At 72.7% G+C, this 19,789-nt stretch carries 20 protein-coding genes; 8 read left to right on the forward strand and 12 right to left on the reverse strand.

What is annotated here, in order from left to right:
• Positions 1-11: 11 nt before the first annotated feature.
• The 6 genes from EDJALFJO_RS20980 to EDJALFJO_RS21005 all read right to left on the reverse strand — a co-directional run bounded on the left by EDJALFJO_RS20980 (position 12) and on the right by EDJALFJO_RS21005 (position 3,959).
• Positions 12-755, reverse strand: coding sequence for an SDR family NAD(P)-dependent oxidoreductase (locus EDJALFJO_RS20980; protein ID WP_088288254.1), 744 nt, complete (start codon positions 753-755; stop codon positions 12-14).
• Entirely contained in the window at positions 752-1,159 is a 408-nt protein-coding gene (locus EDJALFJO_RS20985; protein WP_088288255.1) for a nuclear transport factor 2 family protein, read from the reverse strand. Before EDJALFJO_RS20985 ends, EDJALFJO_RS20980 begins: the two co-directional genes overlap by 4 nt.
• A gap of 49 nt (positions 1,160-1,208) precedes the next feature.
• The gene (locus EDJALFJO_RS20990; protein WP_088288256.1) at positions 1,209-1,670 is read right to left on the reverse strand and encodes an SRPBCC family protein; all 462 of its coding nucleotides are present in this window, start codon (positions 1,668-1,670) and stop codon (positions 1,209-1,211) included.
• Positions 1,671-1,723: 53 nt separating this feature from the next.
• Complete coding sequence (locus EDJALFJO_RS20995; protein ID WP_198950506.1) at positions 1,724-2,620, reverse strand: fumarylacetoacetate hydrolase family protein; 897 nt, start codon at positions 2,618-2,620, stop codon at positions 1,724-1,726.
• Entirely contained in the window at positions 2,617-3,513 is an 897-nt protein-coding gene (locus EDJALFJO_RS21000; protein WP_088288257.1) for an NAD(P)-dependent oxidoreductase, read from the reverse strand. Before EDJALFJO_RS21000 ends, EDJALFJO_RS20995 begins: the two co-directional genes overlap by 4 nt.
• An 80-nt stretch (positions 3,514-3,593) precedes the next feature.
• Positions 3,594-3,959 (reverse strand): YciI family protein, encoded by a 366-nt coding sequence (locus EDJALFJO_RS21005; RefSeq protein ID WP_088288258.1) that lies wholly within the window; start codon positions 3,957-3,959, stop codon positions 3,594-3,596.
• A 100-nt stretch (positions 3,960-4,059) separates the two neighbouring features.
• Here EDJALFJO_RS21005 and EDJALFJO_RS21010 point away from each other — a divergent pair, with 100 nt between their 5' ends.
• Both EDJALFJO_RS21010 and EDJALFJO_RS21015 read left to right on the forward strand, forming a co-directional pair.
• On the forward strand, positions 4,060-4,836 hold the full coding sequence (locus tag EDJALFJO_RS21010; RefSeq protein ID WP_088288259.1) for a GntR family transcriptional regulator: 777 nt from the start codon (positions 4,060-4,062) through the stop codon (positions 4,834-4,836).
• Between the two features lie 60 nt (positions 4,837-4,896).
• A complete protein-coding gene (locus tag EDJALFJO_RS21015) occupies positions 4,897-5,808 on the forward strand; it encodes a VOC family protein (protein WP_088288260.1) in 912 nt (303 codons plus the stop codon).
• A gap of 67 nt (positions 5,809-5,875) precedes the next feature.
• Here EDJALFJO_RS21015 and EDJALFJO_RS21020 read toward each other — a convergent pair whose 3' ends face one another.
• From EDJALFJO_RS21020 to EDJALFJO_RS21035, 4 genes are all read right to left on the reverse strand, one after another.
• Positions 5,876-7,342 carry an MFS transporter gene (locus tag EDJALFJO_RS21020; protein ID WP_088288261.1) on the reverse strand — a complete coding sequence of 489 codons (1,467 nt, stop codon included), beginning with the start codon at positions 7,340-7,342 and terminating at the stop codon, positions 5,876-5,878.
• Between the two features lie 84 nt (positions 7,343-7,426).
• Positions 7,427-8,227 carry a CPBP family intramembrane glutamic endopeptidase gene (locus tag EDJALFJO_RS21025; RefSeq protein WP_088288262.1) on the reverse strand — a complete coding sequence of 267 codons (801 nt, stop codon included), beginning with the start codon at positions 8,225-8,227 and terminating at the stop codon, positions 7,427-7,429.
• Between the two features lie 4 nt (positions 8,228-8,231).
• Positions 8,232-9,617 (reverse strand): alpha/beta hydrolase, encoded by a 1,386-nt coding sequence (locus tag EDJALFJO_RS21030; protein ID WP_088288263.1) that lies wholly within the window; start codon positions 9,615-9,617, stop codon positions 8,232-8,234.
• A 115-nt stretch (positions 9,618-9,732) separates the two neighbouring features.
• Entirely contained in the window at positions 9,733-12,498 is a 2,766-nt protein-coding gene (locus tag EDJALFJO_RS21035) for a helix-turn-helix transcriptional regulator (protein WP_088288264.1), read from the reverse strand.
• Between the two features lie 149 nt (positions 12,499-12,647).
• Between EDJALFJO_RS21035 and EDJALFJO_RS21040 the strand changes: the two genes are divergently transcribed.
• The 6 genes from EDJALFJO_RS21040 to EDJALFJO_RS21065 all read left to right on the forward strand — a co-directional run bounded on the left by EDJALFJO_RS21040 (position 12,648) and on the right by EDJALFJO_RS21065 (position 18,746).
• Positions 12,648-13,424, forward strand: coding sequence for an HD domain-containing protein (locus tag EDJALFJO_RS21040; RefSeq protein ID WP_158220511.1), 777 nt, complete (start codon positions 12,648-12,650; stop codon positions 13,422-13,424).
• Between the two features lie 200 nt (positions 13,425-13,624).
• Positions 13,625-14,599: an NAD(P)-dependent alcohol dehydrogenase gene (locus tag EDJALFJO_RS21045; protein WP_088288405.1), complete on the forward strand. Its 975-nt coding sequence runs from the start codon at positions 13,625-13,627 to the stop codon at positions 14,597-14,599.
• Positions 14,596-15,615: an NAD(P)/FAD-dependent oxidoreductase gene (locus EDJALFJO_RS21050; protein ID WP_088288266.1), complete on the forward strand. Its 1,020-nt coding sequence runs from the start codon at positions 14,596-14,598 to the stop codon at positions 15,613-15,615. The genes EDJALFJO_RS21045 and EDJALFJO_RS21050 overlap by 4 nt, the downstream gene beginning before the upstream one ends.
• 71 nt (positions 15,616-15,686) lie before the next feature.
• The gene (locus EDJALFJO_RS21055) at positions 15,687-16,988 is read left to right on the forward strand and encodes an MFS transporter (RefSeq protein ID WP_088288267.1); all 1,302 of its coding nucleotides are present in this window, start codon (positions 15,687-15,689) and stop codon (positions 16,986-16,988) included.
• A gap of 159 nt (positions 16,989-17,147) precedes the next feature.
• A complete protein-coding gene (locus EDJALFJO_RS21060) occupies positions 17,148-18,056 on the forward strand; it encodes a hypothetical protein (RefSeq protein ID WP_088288268.1) in 909 nt (302 codons plus the stop codon).
• Between the two features lie 63 nt (positions 18,057-18,119).
• Positions 18,120-18,746 carry a basic secretory protein-like protein gene (locus tag EDJALFJO_RS21065; protein ID WP_088288269.1) on the forward strand — a complete coding sequence of 209 codons (627 nt, stop codon included), beginning with the start codon at positions 18,120-18,122 and terminating at the stop codon, positions 18,744-18,746.
• A gap of 224 nt (positions 18,747-18,970) precedes the next feature.
• On the opposite strand, the gene EDJALFJO_RS21070 is transcribed toward EDJALFJO_RS21065, so the two are convergent.
• A complete protein-coding gene (locus EDJALFJO_RS21070) occupies positions 18,971-19,525 on the reverse strand; it encodes a hypothetical protein (RefSeq protein ID WP_088288270.1) in 555 nt (184 codons plus the stop codon).
• A gap of 3 nt (positions 19,526-19,528) precedes the next feature.
• Positions 19,529-19,780: a DUF4242 domain-containing protein gene (locus EDJALFJO_RS21075; protein WP_088288271.1), complete on the reverse strand. Its 252-nt coding sequence runs from the start codon at positions 19,778-19,780 to the stop codon at positions 19,529-19,531.
• Positions 19,781-19,789: the final 9 nt, after the last annotated feature.

Below are 19,789 nucleotides of genomic sequence, written 5' to 3' on the forward strand. Positions count from 1 at the left end.
CAGCGGCCGGCTCATGAGCGCGCCAGACCGCCGTCCACCCAGAACGTCTGGCCGGTGATGAACCCGGCGTCCTCCGATGCCAGGAACGAGACGGTCCCGGTGAGGTCAGCGGGGACCTGGACCCGCTTGATCGCCTGCATCTGCGGGACGACCTCGAAGAAGACAGCCGGGCCGGCCTCGGTGGTGGCGGTGCGGACCAGGCTCGGGCCGACGGCGTTCACGGTGATGCCCGCGTCGGCGAGCTCGGTCGCGAGACCGCGGGTGAGACCGATGACGGCCATCTTGCTGGCGATGTAGTGCGTGAACCCGGGGATGACGAGGTTGACCGAGTTCGACGTCATGTTGACGATGCGCCCGAACCCGTTGGCCCGCATGCCGGGAGCGAACGCCTGGGTGGTGTGGAACATCGTGTTGACGTTGACGTCGAAGATCGTCTGCCAGTTCGCGAAGGGCATCCCCTCGAACGGCTCGTTGGGGTAGATGCCGGCGTTGTTCACGAGGACCGACGCGGTCCCGAGGCTCGCCTGGACCTCGTCGCGGGCCCGCAGGACGGCGTCGGGGTCGGTGAGGTCGACGCGGAACGAGGCCGCCTTGCCGCCGGCGGCCTCGATCTGCGAGACGACCGCCGCGGCGTCGTCGCGGTCGAGGATGGCGACCGTGGCGCCGTCGGCGGCGAGTCGTTCAGCGTACGCGCGGCCGATGCCGGTCGCCGCGCCGGTGACGACGGCGATCCGGCCTGCGTGGTCGAGGCTCACTGCGCCACCGCCCGCTCGGCGGCCGCCTGCTCGGCGCCGATCTGGGCGAAGAGCGGGGCGAGGTCGATGTGCACCCGCAGGCTGGTGACGAGGCCGTCGGCGTTCTTGTCGAGCAGGGAGACGCAGGGGACGACGACGTGCGCCCCGCCGTGCGTGGTGTAGTCGACGTCGACCTCGAGGACGGCGGTGCTGCCGTCGTCGACGAACCAGAGGTTGCGCTGGTGGTGGCTCAGGCCGCCGATCATCGACCAGAAGCCGCCGATCGCGCCGGCGATCGCCTCCTTGCCCACGGCGGGCGGGTTGTTGCCGAAGACGACGACGGCGTCGTCGCTGTGCCGGGCGATGTAGGCGTCGAGCCGCATCGCGTCGACGTCGGCGTAGTAGTCGTCGATCCAGTGGGACATGGCTTCCTCCAAGTGGGGTCGGGTTCCGTGCGGTGCGGCGTTCGGGTGGTCAGGCGGCCTCGCCACGCGCGATCCGGCGCATGGCGTCGAGGGTGGCGGCGACGGCCTTGAGGTAGTCCGCGGTCATGCCGTCGGCGTACGCCGCCTCCTCCGCGCTCCCACCGGGGACGCCTTCCACGGTGAGCGCGAAGCTGAAGCGGAGCTGCAGGTCGTCGCCGTCGCCCTCGACCTCGTTGGCGATGGTGCCGAGGACCGGTCCGGCGGTCCGGGTGAAGACGACCCGGTGCGGCTCCTCGAGCGTGATCCGCTCCCGGAAGGACTGGCCGCGGAAGACGATGTCGCGATCGAAGACGGTGGCGGACAGCCGCTCGACGACCTGGCACTCGGTCATGGCCGGGACGAACGGCAGCGCGTTGTTCGCCTTGCGCACCAGTCCCTCCCACACGTCGGCGCGGGTGAGGGCGGGCTGGTCGGGGGCGTTGACCGGCAGTGCGTGGCTGACGAAGATCATGGCGTTCTCCTGGGGGTGCTGGTCTGTGCTGCGGGCGCGGTCGGGGGCAACCGTCAGGGCGAGGTCCGGGCGACGATCCGGTTGGAGAGCTCACCCAGGCCCTCGATCCGGGTGCGGACGACGTCGCCGGGCTTGAGGGTCAGCCCGCGCGTCACCCCGACCCCGGCCGGAGTGCCGGTGGGGATGACGTCCCCGGGCTCGAGGGTGACTCCGGCGCTGGCGGCCGAGATCAGGGTGGGGATGTCGCAGATCATGTCCCTGGTGTTGCCGTCCTGCTGCGGCTCGTCGTTGACCCAGAGCTGGACGCGCAACGTCTGGGGGTCCTCGACCATCCAGGCCGGGGTGATGCCGGGCCCCAGCGGCAGTGAGGCGTCGCGTGCCTTGGAGGCGAACCAGTCGTAGGCGAAGGCCGGGGCCGGCACGTTGGTGCGGCGATGGCGGGCGCGGGCGGTGAGGTCGTTGGACACGCAGTACCCCGCCACGTGGCTCATCGCCTCGTCGACGCCGATGCCCCGGCCGCCGCGCCCGATCACCACGGCGAGCTCGGCCTCCCAGTCCAGGCCGTCCCGGACGTCGTCGCCGACGGGGACGTCGTCGTAGGGGCCGATGACGGTGGTGGTGGGCGGCTTGAGGAAGAAGAACGGGGTCCACCCGGAGTCCGGTGCCTGAGCACCCATCTCCGCGATGTGGTCGCGGTAGTTGACGCCGGCGCAGAGGACCTTGCGGGGGTAGAGCAGCGGCGCCAGGACCTGGGCGCCTGCGACCGCGGCAGGAGCCTCCACGTCCAGGTCGCGCAGGACGGGCTCCGCGGCGGGCCAGTCGTCGAGCAGGTCGGTCATCCTGGTCCAGGCCTTGAGCGGGGGCGGCTGGACGAGACTGCCGTCGGCGAGCCGGACGGCGAGGAAGTCCTCGCCGTCGCGTCGCACCGTCACCAGCGACCAAGGGCTCACGGGGTGTCCTCCTCGTCGTGCTGGAACGGGTCCTGCCCGGAGAGCTGGTCGTGCACGGCCGCGATGTCGAGGTCTGACCAGCCCTCGGCCACGGCCTTGTCGAAGAGGTCCTTGGCGGCGGCGAAGACCGGCAGCGTCGTGCCGGTCGCGCCGGCCTGGGCCTCGATCTGCTCGAGGATGAGGTGCAGCGTGCCGATCGGGCCGGGCGCCGGCGTCCAGGTGCGGCCGGCGACCAACGGGCCGCGCCGGTCCCAGATCGTCGACCCGGCGATGGAGCCGCTGACGGCGTCCTGGACCAGCTTGAGGTCCAGGCCGCTGCGGTGCGCCAGGAGCAGGGCCTCAGCGGTGGCGACCGTGTGGACGGCGACGAGGAGGTTGGCCACGTACTTGAGTCGGGCGCCCGAGCCGAACGCGCCCGCGTACACCCAGGGGCCGGAGATCGCGTCGAGGACCTGCCGGACCGCGTCGACGCAGGCCGGTTCACCGGACGCGAAGGTGGTGGCCGCTCTCGGCGCGACCATGGCGGGGGTGCCGCTGATCGGGCAGTCGAGCATGTCCCCGCCCCTGTCCCGAACGACGTCCCGCAGGACCTGCTTCGCGTCGACGTCCAGCGTGCTCATCTCGATGTGCACCGTTCCCGGCCGCAGGTGGGCCGCGGTCCCGTCCGGGCCCAGGACCACTTCGCGCAGGGCATCGACGTCAGGGAGGATCGAGATGATGACGGTCGAGGCTGCGGCGACCTCACCGGGCGAGCCGGCGAAGGTTCCTCCGAGCGCCGTCAGCTCGTCGACGGGGGTCCGGCGGTAGCCCGTGACCGGGAACCCGCGCTCGAGGAGGTTGCGGGCGATCGGCAGGCCCATCTTGCCCAGGCCGATGACTCCCACGCTGGTCATCGATGGTCTCCTCTCGGCGTCGTTGCCGGTGCTCACAGATCTGACGGATGTGGCGGAGCTGACGGTGCTGACGGGCGTCGTCAGGCGATGCCGTACGTGCCGGTCCCGAACGAGACCCGGACGGTGACGCTGCCTTCCATGACGCGCCACCGGTGCACGTCGAACGTGCGGATCCCCTTGCGGTAGAACGGGTCCTGACGGGCGAAGTCGGCAGCGTCGTCCTCGTCCGTGGCCCGCAGGACGGTCATCCCCGCCCCCGGTCGCGCCAGCGGGCCTGCGGTGAGCGGCCCGGACGCCACGACGCGGCCCGCGGCCTCGCCGTCGAGCATCCAGGCCAGGTGCTCGTCCAGGACCGCCTCGACGACCGCGGCGTCCACCGCGGGAGCGGGCGACCAGAGGATGACCCACAGGTCGACGTTGAGCATCGCGTCCCGATCGACCGGCACGGGTCACCTCCTTTGGCGTGAGCCAAACTGTATGCAGTTACGGCGAGGTGTCAAGGGTGGGATCTGTATGCACTTACCTGCGCTGCGGCATGATGGGGCCATGGCGCGCACGGCTCCCCGCATCCCCGGCATCGACCGCGTGGACCTGCCCGAGGTCCGGCAGGCGATCCCCTATCTGCACGCCTACCTGCGCGACTGCGTCCTCGACGGTCGACTGCCGCCGGGGACGACCCTGTCGCAGGTGGCGCTGGCCGACCAGCTCGGCGTGAGCCGGACACCACTGCGCGAGGTGCTGCGGATGCTGCAGGAAGAGGGGTTCGTCGAGTCCGAGCCGAACCAGCGGATGCGGGTCGCCGGCTTCGACGCCGCCGAGCTCGACTCCGACTACGCCTGCCGGATCACCCTGGAGACCCTGGCACTGTCGATGACCATCGACTCGCTCGGCGAGAAGGAACGGCGCCAGGGAGCGAAGATCCTCGCCACGATGCGGCGCGCGGCCCGGACCGGGGACTTCCCCGCATGGTTCGCCGCGCATCACCAGTACCACCGGACGATGACCGTCGGGGCGCCGCAGCCACTTCTGCGCCAGCTGAAGTCGCTGGAGGACCGCAGCGTCCGCTACATCAGGATCTACCAGCAGTCCGAGCCGTCCGGCTGGCAGTCTGCCGGCGAGGGCGAGCACGCAGCCATCCTCGAGGCGCTGACCGCGGGCGACGACCGCGCAGCCCTGGCCGGACTCGCCAACCACCTGGCACGGACCGCCCTGCGGGTCATGGCCGACTGCGCCCCCGACTACCGACCGACCGCCGTCCCGCACGCGGTCGCGCTCGCGACCGGCACGTCGGTCGCGCCGGCGGCCCAGGCGCCCGCGAGCTGACGCAGCGACAGCCCATTGAGCTCCTCACGAAACTGTGTACAGTTTCTGGAGGAGGTTGCCATGATCAAGCTTCAGGACATCGCCTACGTCCGTTCCGGGGTCTCGAACCTCGCTGCAGCGGCGGACTTCGCCACTCGCGTCGTCGGTCTCGAACGGATGCCCGAGTCCGAGCCCGGCGTCGTCCATCTGCGCGCCGACCACCGACATCACAGCCTCGCCCTCGTCGAGGGCCCGTCCGGCGTCATCGCCTCCGGGTTCACCCTCGCCGACGAGGACGCCCTCACGCTCGCGGAGACGGAGCTGGAGCAGCGCGGGTTCACCGTGGCCCGGCTCGACGCGGACGCGGCACGGTCGCGACGCGTCCGGTCCGGGATCGCCTTCGACGACCCCTTCGGCAACCGGCTCGAGCTGGTGTCGCAGCAGGAGTCCGTGGCGCGGCCGGTCACGTTCAGCCGCGGCGCCGGCATCACCGAGTTCGGCCACCTGTGCCTGGACGCGCCCGACGTCCACGAGGCGTACCGGTTCTGGTCCGACACCTTCGGCGCCCGGGTCTCCGACTGGATCGGCGACAACGCCTGCCTCATGCGGATCGACCCGGTGCACCACAAGCTCGCGGTCTTCCGTGGCGACGGACCCGGCCTCTGCCACATGAACTTCCAGGTCCAGAGCATCGACGACATCTTCCGCAACTGGCACTTCCTCGTGGACAACGGCGTCGAGATCGAGATGGGCCCGGGTCGCCACCCGCAGTCCACCGCGATCTTCATCTACTTCCTCGGCCCCGAGGGCTTCACCTACGAGTACTCCTTCGGCGTCCGCAGGATCGAGGAGGACGCCGCCTGGGTCCCGCGCACGTTCGACCCCGCCGAGCTGGGCTCGATCGACATGTGGCTCGGGCCGACATCGCGACCCGTGACGCAGCCGCAGCTCGGGTCGCCGCTCCCCCGCAGCGACAGCGGCGTCCCGGCCTGAGCGCCCCCGAGGGCACGCGGAGCCGGCACCGGGGAGATCGGGGGTGATGGACCAGCGGGCGGGTGGGTCAGTGGTGCATATGGGCGCTGCCGGAACCGGCGACCGTGCTGGCGGGTAGCCCCAGCCAGGCGAGCAGACCCAGCGCGGCGGCGACGGCGCCGCCGACAACCAGTCCGCGGTCGAAGGCGTCAACGACCCGCGCGGGGTCGACGAGGCTGCCGGCGGTGTTGGCGGCCGCGGACAGGACTGCGACGCCGAGAGCGGCACCGACCTCGTGGCCGGTCATGAGGAAGCCCGAGGCGAGGCCGGCGTGGCTCTCGGGGATGCCGGTCATCGCGGTGACGGAGACGGGCACGAAGACCATCCCGACACCCAGGCCCAGTGCCACCAGACCGGGCAGCAGGTCGGCGGCGTAGCGGGCGTCGTCCGGCACGTTCGACAGCAGGACGGCGGCCGCACCGGCGATGAGGAGGCCGGTGGACGCGACGGTGCGCGGGGCGAGGTGCGCCAGGGCGTGCCGGGCGGCGACGGCGCCCACGGTGATCGCGACCGCGAAGGGCAGGAACGCGACGCCTGCGGCGAGGGCGCTGTAGCCGAGCCGGGCCTGCAGGAGGATCGAGGTCAGGAAGACGGTGCCGACGAGGAGGCCTGTGACGCCGAGCATGACCGTGGTGCCGGACACGAGGGTGCGGATGCCCCACACGTGGGGCGGGAACAGAGGCTGGCGGGCGTGCCGCTCCCAGGTGACGAAACCCGCGAGAAACGCTGCGGCGCAGCCGAGCTCGGCGATGGTCCGGGCGGAGGTCCAGCCGTGGGTGCTGGTGACGGACAGGGCGTGGACGAGGGTGGCGAGGCCGGCGACGAGCAGTGCGGCACCGGGCAGGTCGAGCTGCTGCACGAGGGAACCATGCGCTCCGGTGCGGTCCGCGACGGTGTCGCGTGCGATGGCGTGGAGGCCGGCGAGGAGGGCGACGGCGCCGATGGGGACGTTGACCCAGAAGATGAGCTGCCAGCTCACCCAGGTGGTGAGCGCGCCGCCGACGAGGACGCCGGCGGCGACGCCGAGGCTGCCGACGATGCCCCAGGCGGCCAGGCCCTTGCGTCGCTGGTCGCCGTCGTAGGTGGTCATGACGAGGGAGAGCGCTGACGGCGTGAGGACGGCCGCGGCGAGTCCCTGGGCGGCGCGGGTCGTGACGAGCCAGGTGGCGTCGGTGGCGAAGCCGCTCGCGAGGGAGGCCAGGGTGAACAGGGCCAGCCCGGCGAGGAAGACGGTGCGGCGTGACGCGAGGTCGGTGATCCGGCCGCCGAGGAGCAGTCCGCCGCCGGAGACCATGAGGTAGGCGGTGACGACGGCCTGCAGGTTGCCCGGGCCGAGGCGCAGGGCCTGTCCGATGGACGGCAGGGCGGTGTTGACGACGGAGATGTCGAGGACGACGAGGATCTGCGCGACGAGCGCGATCGCCATCACGGTCCAGGGCTTCCTCGTCTGGCCGGTCGGGGCGTCGTGCGCCGTGTGGTGGGCGTGCAGGGACATGGCTGCTCCTTGGTCGTGGGTGGAGGAAGGGCATTGCGGGAGAGAGGGAACGGCAACCGGCCCAGGGAATGCGGCTCGGTCGGGCTAGAGGCCGAGCATCACGGCGTTGCGGACGGCGTCGTTGACGGCGTGGGCGAGTGCCGGGCCGGCGAGGTTGTGCGAGCGACGCCAGGCGAGTGACAGCGGTACTCCGAGCGCGACGTGCACGACGACGAGCTCGACGAGCTGCAGCGGGAACGGCAGGGCGTGGGACACCGGCAGGTGCCACAGGCCCCAGAGTGCGGAGACGAATGCGGCCGACGTCCAGCCGCGGGTCTGGCCGTCGTGGTGCACGTGGGCGTCGACCGCTCCGCGGAAGCTCACTTCCTCGAGCAGGAACGTGGCGGGGAAGTACAGCGCGACGTAGGTCGGCAGTGCCAGCAGTGCGTCCGTGACCGGGAGCGGTGTCCCGTTCACCAGGTGCATGGCACCGTAGACGAGGGCCATGCCGCCGGCCCCGACGGCGACCGGCAGGGCCGCTGACCGCAGCGCGGAGCGTGCGGACCCTGCGCGGATCGCGAAGGCCGCGCACACCGCTCCCGCGGTGGCGGCCGCGTACCAGGAGGTCGTGGCCCAGTCGTCGTCCCGCAGCGAGCGGACGGCGTAGGCGGCGGGGACGAGCGCAAGCACGACCGCCAGGAGGACGCCGCGTCCGTCGAGCCGGAAGCGGGCGGTCCCGGCGGCGTAGAGCTCTCGCAGGGGCCGGCGTCGGACGAGGACCTGGAACGCCGCGGTCAGCGGGATTCCGAGGAGCAGGTAGCCGTTGCTGGTCACCGGGAGCAGGTAACCGGCGGCGACCCAGACGGCGACGAAGGCGGTCGCTTCCAGGGTCCGCCGGGATGTCATCGCGTCACCGCCCGGCCCGGACCGACGTCACGAGGTCGGTGATCGCTCGTGCGGACACGGCGGCGTAGCGCGCGTCGGCGACGAGGTCCTCGTGGGTGGCGCCGTGGACGACGCGGTGGACGGCGTGGGTCGACAGCGTGGCCAGGTGGTCCTGGCTGGTGAACCAGCTGTCGGGGTGGCCGGCGCCGGCGGTGAGGACGACGAGCGGCTTGTCGCCGAAGTCCGTCAGGGCGGCGGCGTCCTGCATGGAGGCGGAGCCGGCGAGGTACTCGTCGATCGTGCTGCGCAGGGTGGTTGTCGTCGCGACGCCGGCCCGGACGTCCGCCCGGGACTGCGGGGGAAGGTCACCGAACGCGTGGTCGGCGTACAGGCGGCCGATACCAAGGCGGGACATCGTCGAGAGCAGCACGGACGCCCGTCGCAGCACCGGCCCCACGCTGTAGTCGCTCCCGGCCGCGGTGCCGGCGGCGGTACCAGCCATGGGCGCTGTCGAGTCGATGAGGACCATGCCGGCGACCTCGTCGGGGTATCGGGCGGCGAAGGCGAGCACGTAGAGGCCGCCGAACGAGTGACCCGCCAGGACATACGGGCCCGGGACGCCGGCGCGGTGGAGGGCGGTGTGCAGGTCGCCGGCGACGCGGGCGCCGTTCTGCGGGGTGTCGGTGGGGTCGCTCCCGCCGCGGCCGGGGCGGTCGTAGGCGCAGACGCGGGTCGTCCGGGCGACAGCGGGGGTGATCCATCCGAGGCTGGCGGCCATCTCCCCGGCGCCCGGTTCGAGGACGACGGTGGGGCTGCCGGACCCGGTGCAGGTCAGGTGCAGGCGGTGGCCGCCGACGTCGACCATCTGCCCGGGCATCGAGGCGGTCCGGGAGTCGACCGCCGAGGCGATGGTCTGGTAGCCCGCGCCGATGGAGGCGACGGCGAGGGTGACGACGACCGGGGCGAGCAGCCGGCGGCCGGCCCGGCTCGGGAGGCGGCGGACGTGCGGTGCCGTCCAGGCGGCGAGCAGGAGGGCGGCGGGGGGCCAGGCCCAGTCGACCGCGGGGCGGGCCGACGGGCCGAACGCCAGCAGGGCCAGCGCCCCGAGCGTCAGGAATGCCGCCGGCGCCGTGGCCCATCGCTGCGGCGCGGACGTGTACCGGGTCGACAGGACGACGAGCATCGCCCAGCCGGCGGCGAACCCGAGCAGGAGGCCGCCGGTGACACCCTCTTCGTGGCCGGGGAGGAGCGGTGCCGTGGCGAGGACCGCCCCCGCCATCGTGCCGGTGACCAGCGAGCCGGCGACGATCCGGCCGAGCCGACGCGTCGCCCGCGGCGACGCGGCGTCCGGAGCGGTGGTCGAAGCAGTGGTTCGTGGCCCGGGGCGGGACGGGTGCGTCTGGCTGGTCATGGTGTGGCTCCTCGATCGTGGGCCGCTCCTGCGGATGGCTCCACGGTCGGGGTGGGGTGGGTCCCGTCGCCCCGGTCACATGACCAGGTTCGGGGGGTCGCAGGGACCGGACGGCCTACGCCAGGTCGAGGTGGGCCAGCTCGCCGCGGGAGCTGACGCCGACCTTGGTGAAGACGTTGCGCAGGTGGAACGCGACGGTGCGGTGCGACACCCAGCACTGGGCGGCGATGTCCTTGTTCGACAGGCCCTGCCGGGCGAGCTGGGCCACCTGCCGTTCCATGGGCGTCAGGTGCAGGGCGGTGGAGACGTCGCGTTTGCGTGCCGTCTCGCCGGACGCGCGCAGCTCCTGAGCCGCCCGCGCGGCCAGGGGCTGTGCGCGCAGGTCCTCGAAGGTCTCCAACGCCGCCCGTAGATGAGTGCGGGCGTCCACCCGGCGTTGCGAGCGACGCAGCCACTCCCCGTAGGCGAGCTGGGTCCGGGCGCGTTCATAGTGATGGGGGTCCGTGCGTGGCGTCCGGGTGTGGTGGGCGAGGGCACCTTCGAAGCGCTCGGCGACGTCCGGCGGCTCGGCGAGAAGGGCCCGTGCGTGCTCGACGACGGCGGCGACCCACGGCCAGCCGGTGCCGGTGGCGAAGTCCGCGAGCTCCTCGGTCCAGGCCAGAGCCTGTACCCGGTCGTCGGCACGGACGGCGGCCTCGATCCGGTCGAGGGCCGCGAGCCGCTGCAGGGTGCCGACCCGCATCGCGGCGAAGTGGTGCAGTGCCGTGGTGGTGTCGCCGGTCAGTGTCGCGCGGACGCCGCGTGCCCACCGTCCGAGGTCGTGGACCGGGTCGGCGAGCACACCGAGCGGCTGGGCGGCGGCTGCGTCGACGTCGGCCAGGTGGGCGTCGAGGTCCGGGGTGGGCCGCCCCTGGACCGCGGCGAGCAGTGCGAGCTGGCCGAGCGGGACGGCTGCGAGCGGGCGCTTGCCGGCACTCGCGCTGAGGGACACGCCTTCGTCGGCGTCCCGCCGCAGCTCGCTCCAGCGGCTGGTCGTGAACTGGCTGAACCCCAGTCGGGGCATGGCGTACAGGACGGCCATGACGGCGCCCGCATCCCGGCCGCTGGTGAGCATGCGGGTGAAGCAGCGCCGGTGCGCCTCGTCGTCGCCGAGATGGAGGGCCTGGTTGCCCAGGTGGGCCAGGACGTCGGGGTCGTCGAGGTCGGCGGCCTCGATCAGGGCGGCGTGCAGGGACGCCAGCGCTTCCGCCCACTCGTGGGCGGCGGCCTGGTGGAGGCTCAGCAGGAGGTGGCCCAGGCACCGCCCGTGGGCGGTGTCGCCCGTCGAGGCCGCGACGGCGAGCCGGCGGACGTCGAGAACGGTGCCGCTGTCGGCGCCGTGGCTGCGCAGGAGGGCGGCGGCGACAGCGAGCTCGAGAGCGCGGGCAGGGTCGAGCCCGGCGACGTCGGCTGCGGAGACGGAGAAGATGCGGTGGGCGTCGACGGCCGATCCGACGTTGACCTCGATCCGCCCGCGCAGGCGGTCGATGTCGGCCCGCAGCAGCATGTCGGCAGTGGTCTCGGCGTGCGTCCGGGCAGACGTGACGAGCGCTCGGGCGGAGGTCGTCTCACCGGCGGTCCAGGCGTTGCGTGCGGCGGCGAAGAGCCGGACGGCGCGCGGATGGTCGCCGTCGGTGAGCTCGGCGGCACGGGCGTGGGCGGCCGCTGCGGCGGCGTACCCGGCCCGCCGCTCGGCGCGGGCGGCAGCGTCGTCGAGAGCGGTGACGACGGCGGCGTCGGGGACGTCCACCGATGCCGCGCGGTGCCACGCCTGCCGGTCGGCATCGGTGGTCGGGTCAGCCACGTCGGCGAGGGCGGCGTGCGCCTGACGTCGTTCGCCGCTCGTGGCCGCCTGGTAGACCGCCGAGCGGACCAGGGGGTGCCGGACGCGTACGGAGCCGGCCTCCACCATGAGCAGGCCCGACCGCTCGGCCACCTCGAGAGCCGCCGCGGGCACACCGAGCAGCTCGGCTGCCCGGCGTACCGTCGCGACCTGCCCGGAGTCGTCCGCGGCGGCCACGAGCAGCAGGGTCTGCACCTCGGCCGGAAGGCGGCGGCACCGGTCGAGGAAGACCCGCTCCATACCGGGAGTCAGCTGCGGACGGTCCGGAAGGGAGGTCTGGCCGCGGAGCTGCGCCGGCGAGAAGGTGGTCGGCAGCTCGACGAGAGCGAGCGGGTTGCCGCCGGTCTGGGCCATGAGCACGTCGGCCACGTCGTCGGCCACGTCACCCACCGTGTCAGCGAGGACGGCGAGCGCGGCCGCCCGCGTGAGCGGGGCGAGCGCCAGACTCGGGACATCGTCCGGCGCGAAGACGCGGCCCTCGCCGTCCCTGGCGGCGAACACGATCGCGACCCGGTCCGCGCCGAGCCGCCGCCCGGCGATCAGCAGCGCGTCGGACGTGGCCTGGTCCAGCCACTGCGCGTCGTCCACGACGCACAGCACGGTGCCGGCCTCGGCAGCCTCCGTGAGCAGCGACAACGTCGCCAGCGCCACGAGGAACGGCTGCGGAACCCCGACGTCCACCGAGCCCGGGTCAGGGAACTCCAGCCCGAACGACGTTCTGAGCGCACGCGCCTGCGGCGGCGGGACCCGGTCCAGCTGGCCGAGGACGGGGCGCAGCAACCGATGGAGCGCCGCGAACGCCAGCGGCGCCTCGGACTCCACGCCCTGGGTCCGCAGGACGCACACATCGGCACCCGCGTCGGCGACGAGGGCGTCCAGCAGGGACGTCTTGCCGGCCCCGGGCTCGCCGTGGACCAGCAGGAGCCCGGCGCGACCGGCCATCGCATCCGTCAGGACACCCGCCAGCCGCGCCTGCTCGGCGTCCCGCCCGTGCAGCACGAGGCGACCGTACGCCTCACGGCGTCTGCACGCGATCAGTCATCCCGGCCGTTCTGCCGGGGCGATGCGCGCGCGACTGCCGTCAAGGTGGCCCGGGCGCCGCCCGGCGCCGTCCCCGCGGCGGGATGCCGCGACGCTCGGAGGTCTTCATGTTCGCCACGTCGGCAGACCCGACGCCACGGCTCGGCACCCACCTCTGGCTCGAGGGCACCGGTGGCGCCCTCACCCGACGGGACCGTCGGCGGCTGGTCCTGCCCTTGGCGAAGGACCTCGTCATCACGGTGGCGGGTCGGGTCGCCGCCCTGCTCCGCCGAGGAGACGGTGGCCGACGCACCGATGTCGCAGCCGCTCCGGTCCCCGACTCGCGGCTGGCCCGGGCGGCCGAAGACCTCGCGAGCCGACGGCTCTCCCCGGTGCTGCTCAACCACTCCTACCGCACGTACGCGTTCGGGACGGCGCTCGGCCGGTTGCACGGACTCGACGTCGACCGTGACCTGCTCTTCGCCGCGGCCATGCTCCACGACCTCGGGCTCGCAGCACCGACACCGCACGTCGACTTCACGATGGCCGGCGTCCGGGCCGGGCGGGACGTCGCCGCACGCGCGGGGCTGTCGTCGTCCGCCACCGACACGATGGTGACAGCGATCACGCTGCACCACTCCCCCGGAATCACCGTCGCGCACGGCCCGGTCGCCCACCTGCTGTCGGCCGGCGCCGCCCTCGACGTCGTCGGACTGCGGTCCTGGTCGCTGCCGCCGGACGTCCTGGCCGCCGTCACCTCGGCCCACCCGCGGCTGGGGTTCAAGCGCGAGTTCACCGATGTCTTCCGCACCGAGGCCGCCCACGTCCCCGCCGGACGAGCCGCGTTCCTGCGCCGCTACGGCGCCTTCGACCTCGCTGTCCGGCTCGCCCCGTTCGGCGACTGACACGGCGCCGGCCGCGCATCCCGGTCATTCGACCGGGGCGAGCCCTGGCAGACCCCCACGACGCTGGTCCCGTCAGCACGCACCGATCCGGACCGATCCGGGCCGCACCCACCGAGGAGCAGACCATGTCCCACTCCGACAGCCACCCCGCGCAGTCCACCTCCGACCGGCCCGCGCCCGTCGCCCGCCCCGCCACGTCGATGCGGGCCGTCGTCCGCGACGCCTACGGCTCCCCGGACGTGCTCACCGTGCGCGAGATCTCCGTGCCCGCGGCCGGCGAGGGCGAGGTCCTCGTCCGGGTCCACGCGGCCGGCATCGACCGCGGCGCGATCCACATCCTCACCGGACGCCCGTACCTGATGCGACTGGCCGGGTACGGCGTCCGACGTCCCAAGGAGGCGGGCCTGGGCAGCGAGCTGTCCGGAGTGGTCGAGGCCGTCGGCCCGGGCGTGACCGGCCTCAGCCCCGGCGACGAGGTCTTCGGCGTCGGCCGGTCCACGTTCGCCCAGTACGCGGTCGCAGACGCGGCCGCCCTTGCCCGCAAGCCTGCTCGCGCCTCCCACGTCGAGGCCGGCGCCGTCCCGACGTCCGGGACCACCGCCCTGCAGGCCGTCCGGGACCACGGCCGCGTGCAGGCCGGGCAGAGCGTGCTCGTCATCGGCGCCTCCGGCGGTGTCGGGTCGTTCGCCGTCCAGATCGCCCGCGCCCTCGGCGGCTCGGTCACCGGCGTCGCGAGCACCGCCAAGCTCGACTTCGTCCGCTCCCTCGGCGCCGAGCACGTCATCGACTACACCGCGGGCGACCTGACCACCCACGGCGTCCGCTACGACCTCGTCCTCGACATCGCCGGCAACCGCCCGCTCAAGACCCTCCGCAGTCTGCTCGCCCCGCAAGGGACGCTCGTGTTCGTCGGCGGTGAGGGCGGCGATGAGATCACCGGCGGTCTCGGTCGTCAGGTCCGGCCGACGCTCATCTCGCGCTTCAGCAGCCAGACCTTCGCGACCTTCTGGGTCGCCCGGCCGAACACCGCCGACCTCGAGACGCTCGCGCAGCTGGTCGAGAACGGCCAGGTCAGGTCCGCCGTACACCGGACCGGCGCCCTGAGCGACGTCGCGGACGCGCTCCGAGCGTTGGAGCACGGCCGGGTGTCCGGGAAGATCGTGGTCACGCCATGAGCCGCGACAGGACGTCTGCAGACGGGCACGACAGCGGACCGGTGCACGATCTCCTGGACGTGGTCGTCGTCGGTGGCGGGGCTGCGGGCCTGTCCGCAGCGCTCGTCCTGGCCCGCGCGCGGCGGCGCGTCGCCGTCGTGGACGCAGGGCAGCCGCGCAACGCCCCGGCCGCCCACATGCACGGGTTCCTCGGCTCCGACGGCCTCCCGCCCTCCGACCTGCTCGCCCGGGGACGCCGAGAGGTCACCGGATACGGCGGGCACCTCGTCCACGGCCGCGCCACCGACCTCCGCCGGGCCCCCGCCGACGGCACGGACGCCGTCGCGGTGTTCGCCGTGGCCCTGGCCGACCGCACCGCCCTGCACGCCCGACGCGTCCTGGTGACCACCGGACTCCGCGACGACCTCCCGGACATCCCCGGGGTCCGCGGACGCTGGGGACGCGACCTGCTCCACTGCCCCTACTGCCACGGCTACGAGGTCCGTGACCGACCCGTCGGGGTTCTCGGCGGCACCACCGACGCCCTCACCCACGCCCACGTCGTGCGTCAGTGGTCCGACGACGTCGTCTACTTCACCAACGGCCAGACACTCACCGCCGACCAGCGCCAGCAGCTCGTCGCCCGCGCCGTCGGCATCGTCGACGACCCCGTCACCCGACTCGTCGTCGACGACGACCGCCTCACCGGCGTCGAGCTCGCCACCGGACAGGTCGTCCCCCGCACCGCGGTGTTCGTCCGCCCCCGGCTCGTCCCCCACGACGAGCTCCTGACCGGGCTCGGCTGCGCCACCCAGCCGGGCGGCTGGGTCGCCACCGACGCCACCGGCCGCACCAGCATCCCCGGCGTCTGGGCCGCAGGCAACGCCGTCAACCCCCGAGCCCAGGTCATCACTGCCGCCGGCGAGGGATCGGAAGCCGCGATCGCCATCAACAACGACCTCGTCGACGAGGACACCACCGAGGCCGTCACCAGCTTCCGGCTCGGGCTCCAGGTCCCCACCCACGTCGCCCTCTGACCCACCGGCGACGCGCTCTTCCCCGCCAGGGGTATCCAGCACGACACATCGGTGTCAGATTGCGTGGAGTCATGAACCCGAACACCGAGCTGCCGGTCCGCGCACGCTCTCGACGCCCGCTGTTCCCGCGAGTCCTTCGCGAGGAGCCGCAGTACCGACTGCTCTTCTCCGGCCAGGTGCTCTCCATCCTCGGCGACCGGGTGATGATGGTCGTGCTGCCGTTCGCCGTCCTGGCCGTCGGCGGTGACGTCGGCGACGTGGCGATCGTGTCGGCCGCCCAGTTCCTTCCCTTCGCGCTGCTCTCGCTGCCGGCCGGGGTGTGGGCCGACCGGTTCGACCGCAAGAAGATCCTCGTCGCCTCCGACGTGACCCGCTTCGTCTGCCAGCTCGTCGCCGGCAGCCTTCTCCTCAGCGGCAACGCCCACGTCGTCCACCTCGCCCTGCTGGCAGCCGTGTACGGCGCCGCCGACGCCTTCTTCGCACCCGCCTTCACCGGGCTGCTGCCGGCCACGGTGTCCCCGGGCAACCTGCAGCCCGCCAACGCCCTGCGCGGTCTCAGCTTCTCCACCGGTTCGATCCTCGGCCCGGTACTGGCGGGGTTCCTGGTGACGGTCGTCGGACCTGGTGGCGCGTTCCTCTTCGACGCCGGGACGTTCGCGGTGTCGATCGCCTGCCTCATCCCCCTCCGCCCCCGGATCGTCGGCGACACGGTGCGCGAGGAGGACCTCGCAGCGACGTCGCCTCGCTTCACGTCCAGCCTGAAGGAAGGATGGTCAGAAGTACGGGGCCGCCCGTGGGTCATCTCCTTCCTCGGCGGCATGGCCGCCTACCACGTGGTCGTCCTCCCCGCGATCTTCGTGCTCGGGCCTGTGCTCGCCGCGGAGGAGCTGAACGGCGCGAGGTCGTGGGCGCTGATCACCGCCGGGTTCGGGGTCGGCTGCGTGCTGGGAGACCTCCTCCTGCTGCGCTGGCGCCCGAGGTTCGCGCTGCGGGTCGCGAGCCTGATGCTCGTCGGCGCCTCCTGCCAGGCCGCGTTCATCGGCAGCGGTCTCGGCGAGTGGGGCATCGCCGGGCTCGAGCTTCTCGCCGGCGTCTGCGTCACGGGCACCTTCACGCTCTGGGCAACCTCGCTCCAGGAACACGTCCCGGACCGCGCCCTGTCCCGGGTCTCCAGCTACGACTACCTCACCAGTGCCGGCGCGATCCCGCTCGGGAACATGCTCATCGGCTTCGTCACCGTGTCGATCGGCCTGCACCACGCCCTGCTCGCCATGACGGTCGTCGGCGTGACCGCCGCCCTGGCGGTCGCCTGCGTGCCGGCAGTCCGGCACCTGCCCCGCCCGGCGACGCACCTGGAAGCCGGTTCTGCGTGACGCACTCGCCGCAGCTCACAGAGCGTGCAGCATGCCGGTGCGCGTCTCGTCGAGCACCCGTGATCAGCCATCCGCCTCGTGATCAGCGCGGTGGCGGCTCCGAGCAGCAGCCACCTTCGCTCCAGCAGCGCGCGTTCTCGCTCATGTCAGACTGCCGACGTGATGCGCATCCCCTCCGAGGTCGACACTTTCCTGAGGCGGGTGTCGGCCCTTCGCAACCCGGCCCTGGGGATTGAGCCCCTCACCCCCGACGAGGCGCTTCGCGCGACAGCCGACTTGTGGAGGATCTCGGCGGTGTCGCGTGGCGACCTCCTGCCCGAGGAGATGGGCTTCATCGTCCTTACCGCCGGGCATGACCCGTACGGCTTCGGCACGCGCGGGGCCGCGGCGGGAAGGGTGATCTGGTACCCGCACGACGCGACCGCCGAAGTCGCCTTCCCGTCGCTGGACGCCTTCGCCAGCGCCCTCCGCACGGCGCTCGCGACCGACACCGCCATCTGGGATCTCCCGCGGGAGACCGCCACCGACGGGCCGGCAGGTGACCTGCTCCACCCGGCGTCGTCGAGCGCGAGCGAAGGCCTGTCAACCCCGACAGCGCAGGCGTTCGTGGATGCCCTGGCCGAGGCGCCCCTGCTCGCCTGTGTGGGTGAGCCGTTGCCCGGCGACTGGGATGCCGTCGCCGTCACGTCTTGGAAGGATGCACTGCACGGCACGCGCAACCGCCACAAGACGAATCAGCACCTGGAGGCGCGCAACGCGTTCACCACGTCCTTGAGCAGGCACCACCCCCAGGACTACGGGACATGGAACGAGCTCGTTCGCCGGTGGAGACCCGTGATCCAGAGCATCGTCATCCCGATCTGCGAGACGGTGGTCGAACAGGAACGTCTCCGCCGCTCGCCCGTGGACGACCTCTCATGGGACCTGCTGGGGGCGTGTCTCGAGTACGAGTACGCGCCCGTCCAGCGGCCGGCGTTCTATCACCGGCTTGCGGGCTTCTACCTGGCGGGCCACTTTCCGTGCGGATACGAGGGCTGGTACCCCCACGGCCGCCACGAGATCTTCTGAACCGATGCGGTGGCACCATGGTTCATCCAAGCGTGAACGGCATCGAGCGGTGCGAGGTGGGCGATGAGGTCCGAGGGACGTCGAGCACCCGACGTCACCGTCCGCGTCCTGGACCCGAAGGTGTCCGCCGACACGGTCAACGGCTACCTCGACACCCTCGCCGACGTCGTCCCGGCCATCACCGACTTCTTCAATCCCGCGACGACGACCCGGATCCGCCTCGTCGTCGATCCTGGCTACACCGACGGCCCCGCAGCCACCGGTGGCGGCGTCATCACCGTGAGCGCGGCCTATGCCCGCTCCCACCCACGCGACCTCGACGTCGTCACCCACGAGGTCACCCACCTCATCCAAGGCTATTCCCCTGGTACGTATGCCGATTGGTGGCACTGGGTCGAGGGCGTCGCCGACTACGCCCGGTACCGGTTCGGCAGGGACAACGCCGCGGCCGGATGGTCGATCACCCACTACGAACGCGGCAGCGCCCTCACCGACGGGTACCGGGCCACCGCCCGGTTCCTGGCCTGGGCCGTCGCCGTCGGCGGCGACGGCATCGTTCAGGACCTCGACACGACTCTGCGCAACGGCACGTACACCGACAAGTTCTGGGCAGCGCGAACCGGCGACGACATCGCGGCGCTGTGGTCCCGGTACGTCCGCGCGTCCGTCAAGGGATGGAGACCCGTGTGATGACGACGCGGCATCACGGCCGGGCCGGACGCGGTGCGGCCGGCGGACGGGCGTTCTGACTCATCGAAGCCTCGATCACGACCCACCGGATGCGGTACTACCCCCGGATGGGCGACATCGAGGTCATCGCGTGCCCTTGCACCGACGTCCCGGTCCTGCGGATCACGGACCGGCAACCTCGGGTCTTCCGACCGCGTGGCTGCGGACCGTCGCTCCTCGCCCGGTCACGTCGCGTGCCCCTCGGTGCTGACGCACAGCACCCTGGGGTTCCAGTCCTTGTTCGCCCCGGTCGGGTTCGTTCTCCACGCCCACGCGTGCAGCTCGTAGAAGGCGGGCAGTCCGTAGCGGTTCGGCGTCGTGACGGTGGCGAAGGACTGCCCGAAGAGCCGTGGCGGTGCACTGTGCCCGGCGTCCCATGCCTCCTTGAAGACCACGTACTCGGCGCCCAGCAGCTCGAGCCGGCCGTCGGGGCGGACGTCGTACATCAGCGCCTCGGGTCGGGTGGCGTCGATCGCTCCGTCGCCAACCAGCGCCTGGTTGACGAAGTGCGTGCCCATCGCCCCGGCCAACGGCTCGTGCACGCAGCCGAAGAACTGCACGTAGCCGGCGGCGACGGCGCGGTCGACGTCCCGGTACTCCCGGGTGGCCTGCCGGACCTGGCCGAGCGGGTCGGAGCCCCCGACGGCTGCGACGCCGGGGACCAGGCCACCGGTCAAGGCGGCGGTGGTCGCGAGGACTGCTGTGACACCGGTGAACGTGATCGTGCGGCGGGCGGGCATCCGTCAGACCCCTTCCTGCACCTGGTAGATCGCGTCGGCGACCAGACCGTGCGCCTCGCGGTGCACCAGGTTCGCGGCCTCGGCGTCCGGTGCCTCGACCAGGCAGAAGACCTGACCGCCGGACTCGTCGACCCAGTAGCGCAGGTACCGCACGTCGTGGCCCGCCTGGGCGGCCAGATCGGCCTGGTGGGCCTTGGCGACATCGTCCATCGTCACCCCGTCGCCGAGGTGATGGACGTCCATGAACAGAGGCATCCCGTTCTC

The organism is Kineosporia sp. A_224, assembly GCF_002198655.1.
Taxonomy (GTDB): Bacteria; Actinomycetota; Actinomycetes; order Actinomycetales; family Kineosporiaceae; genus R-H-3.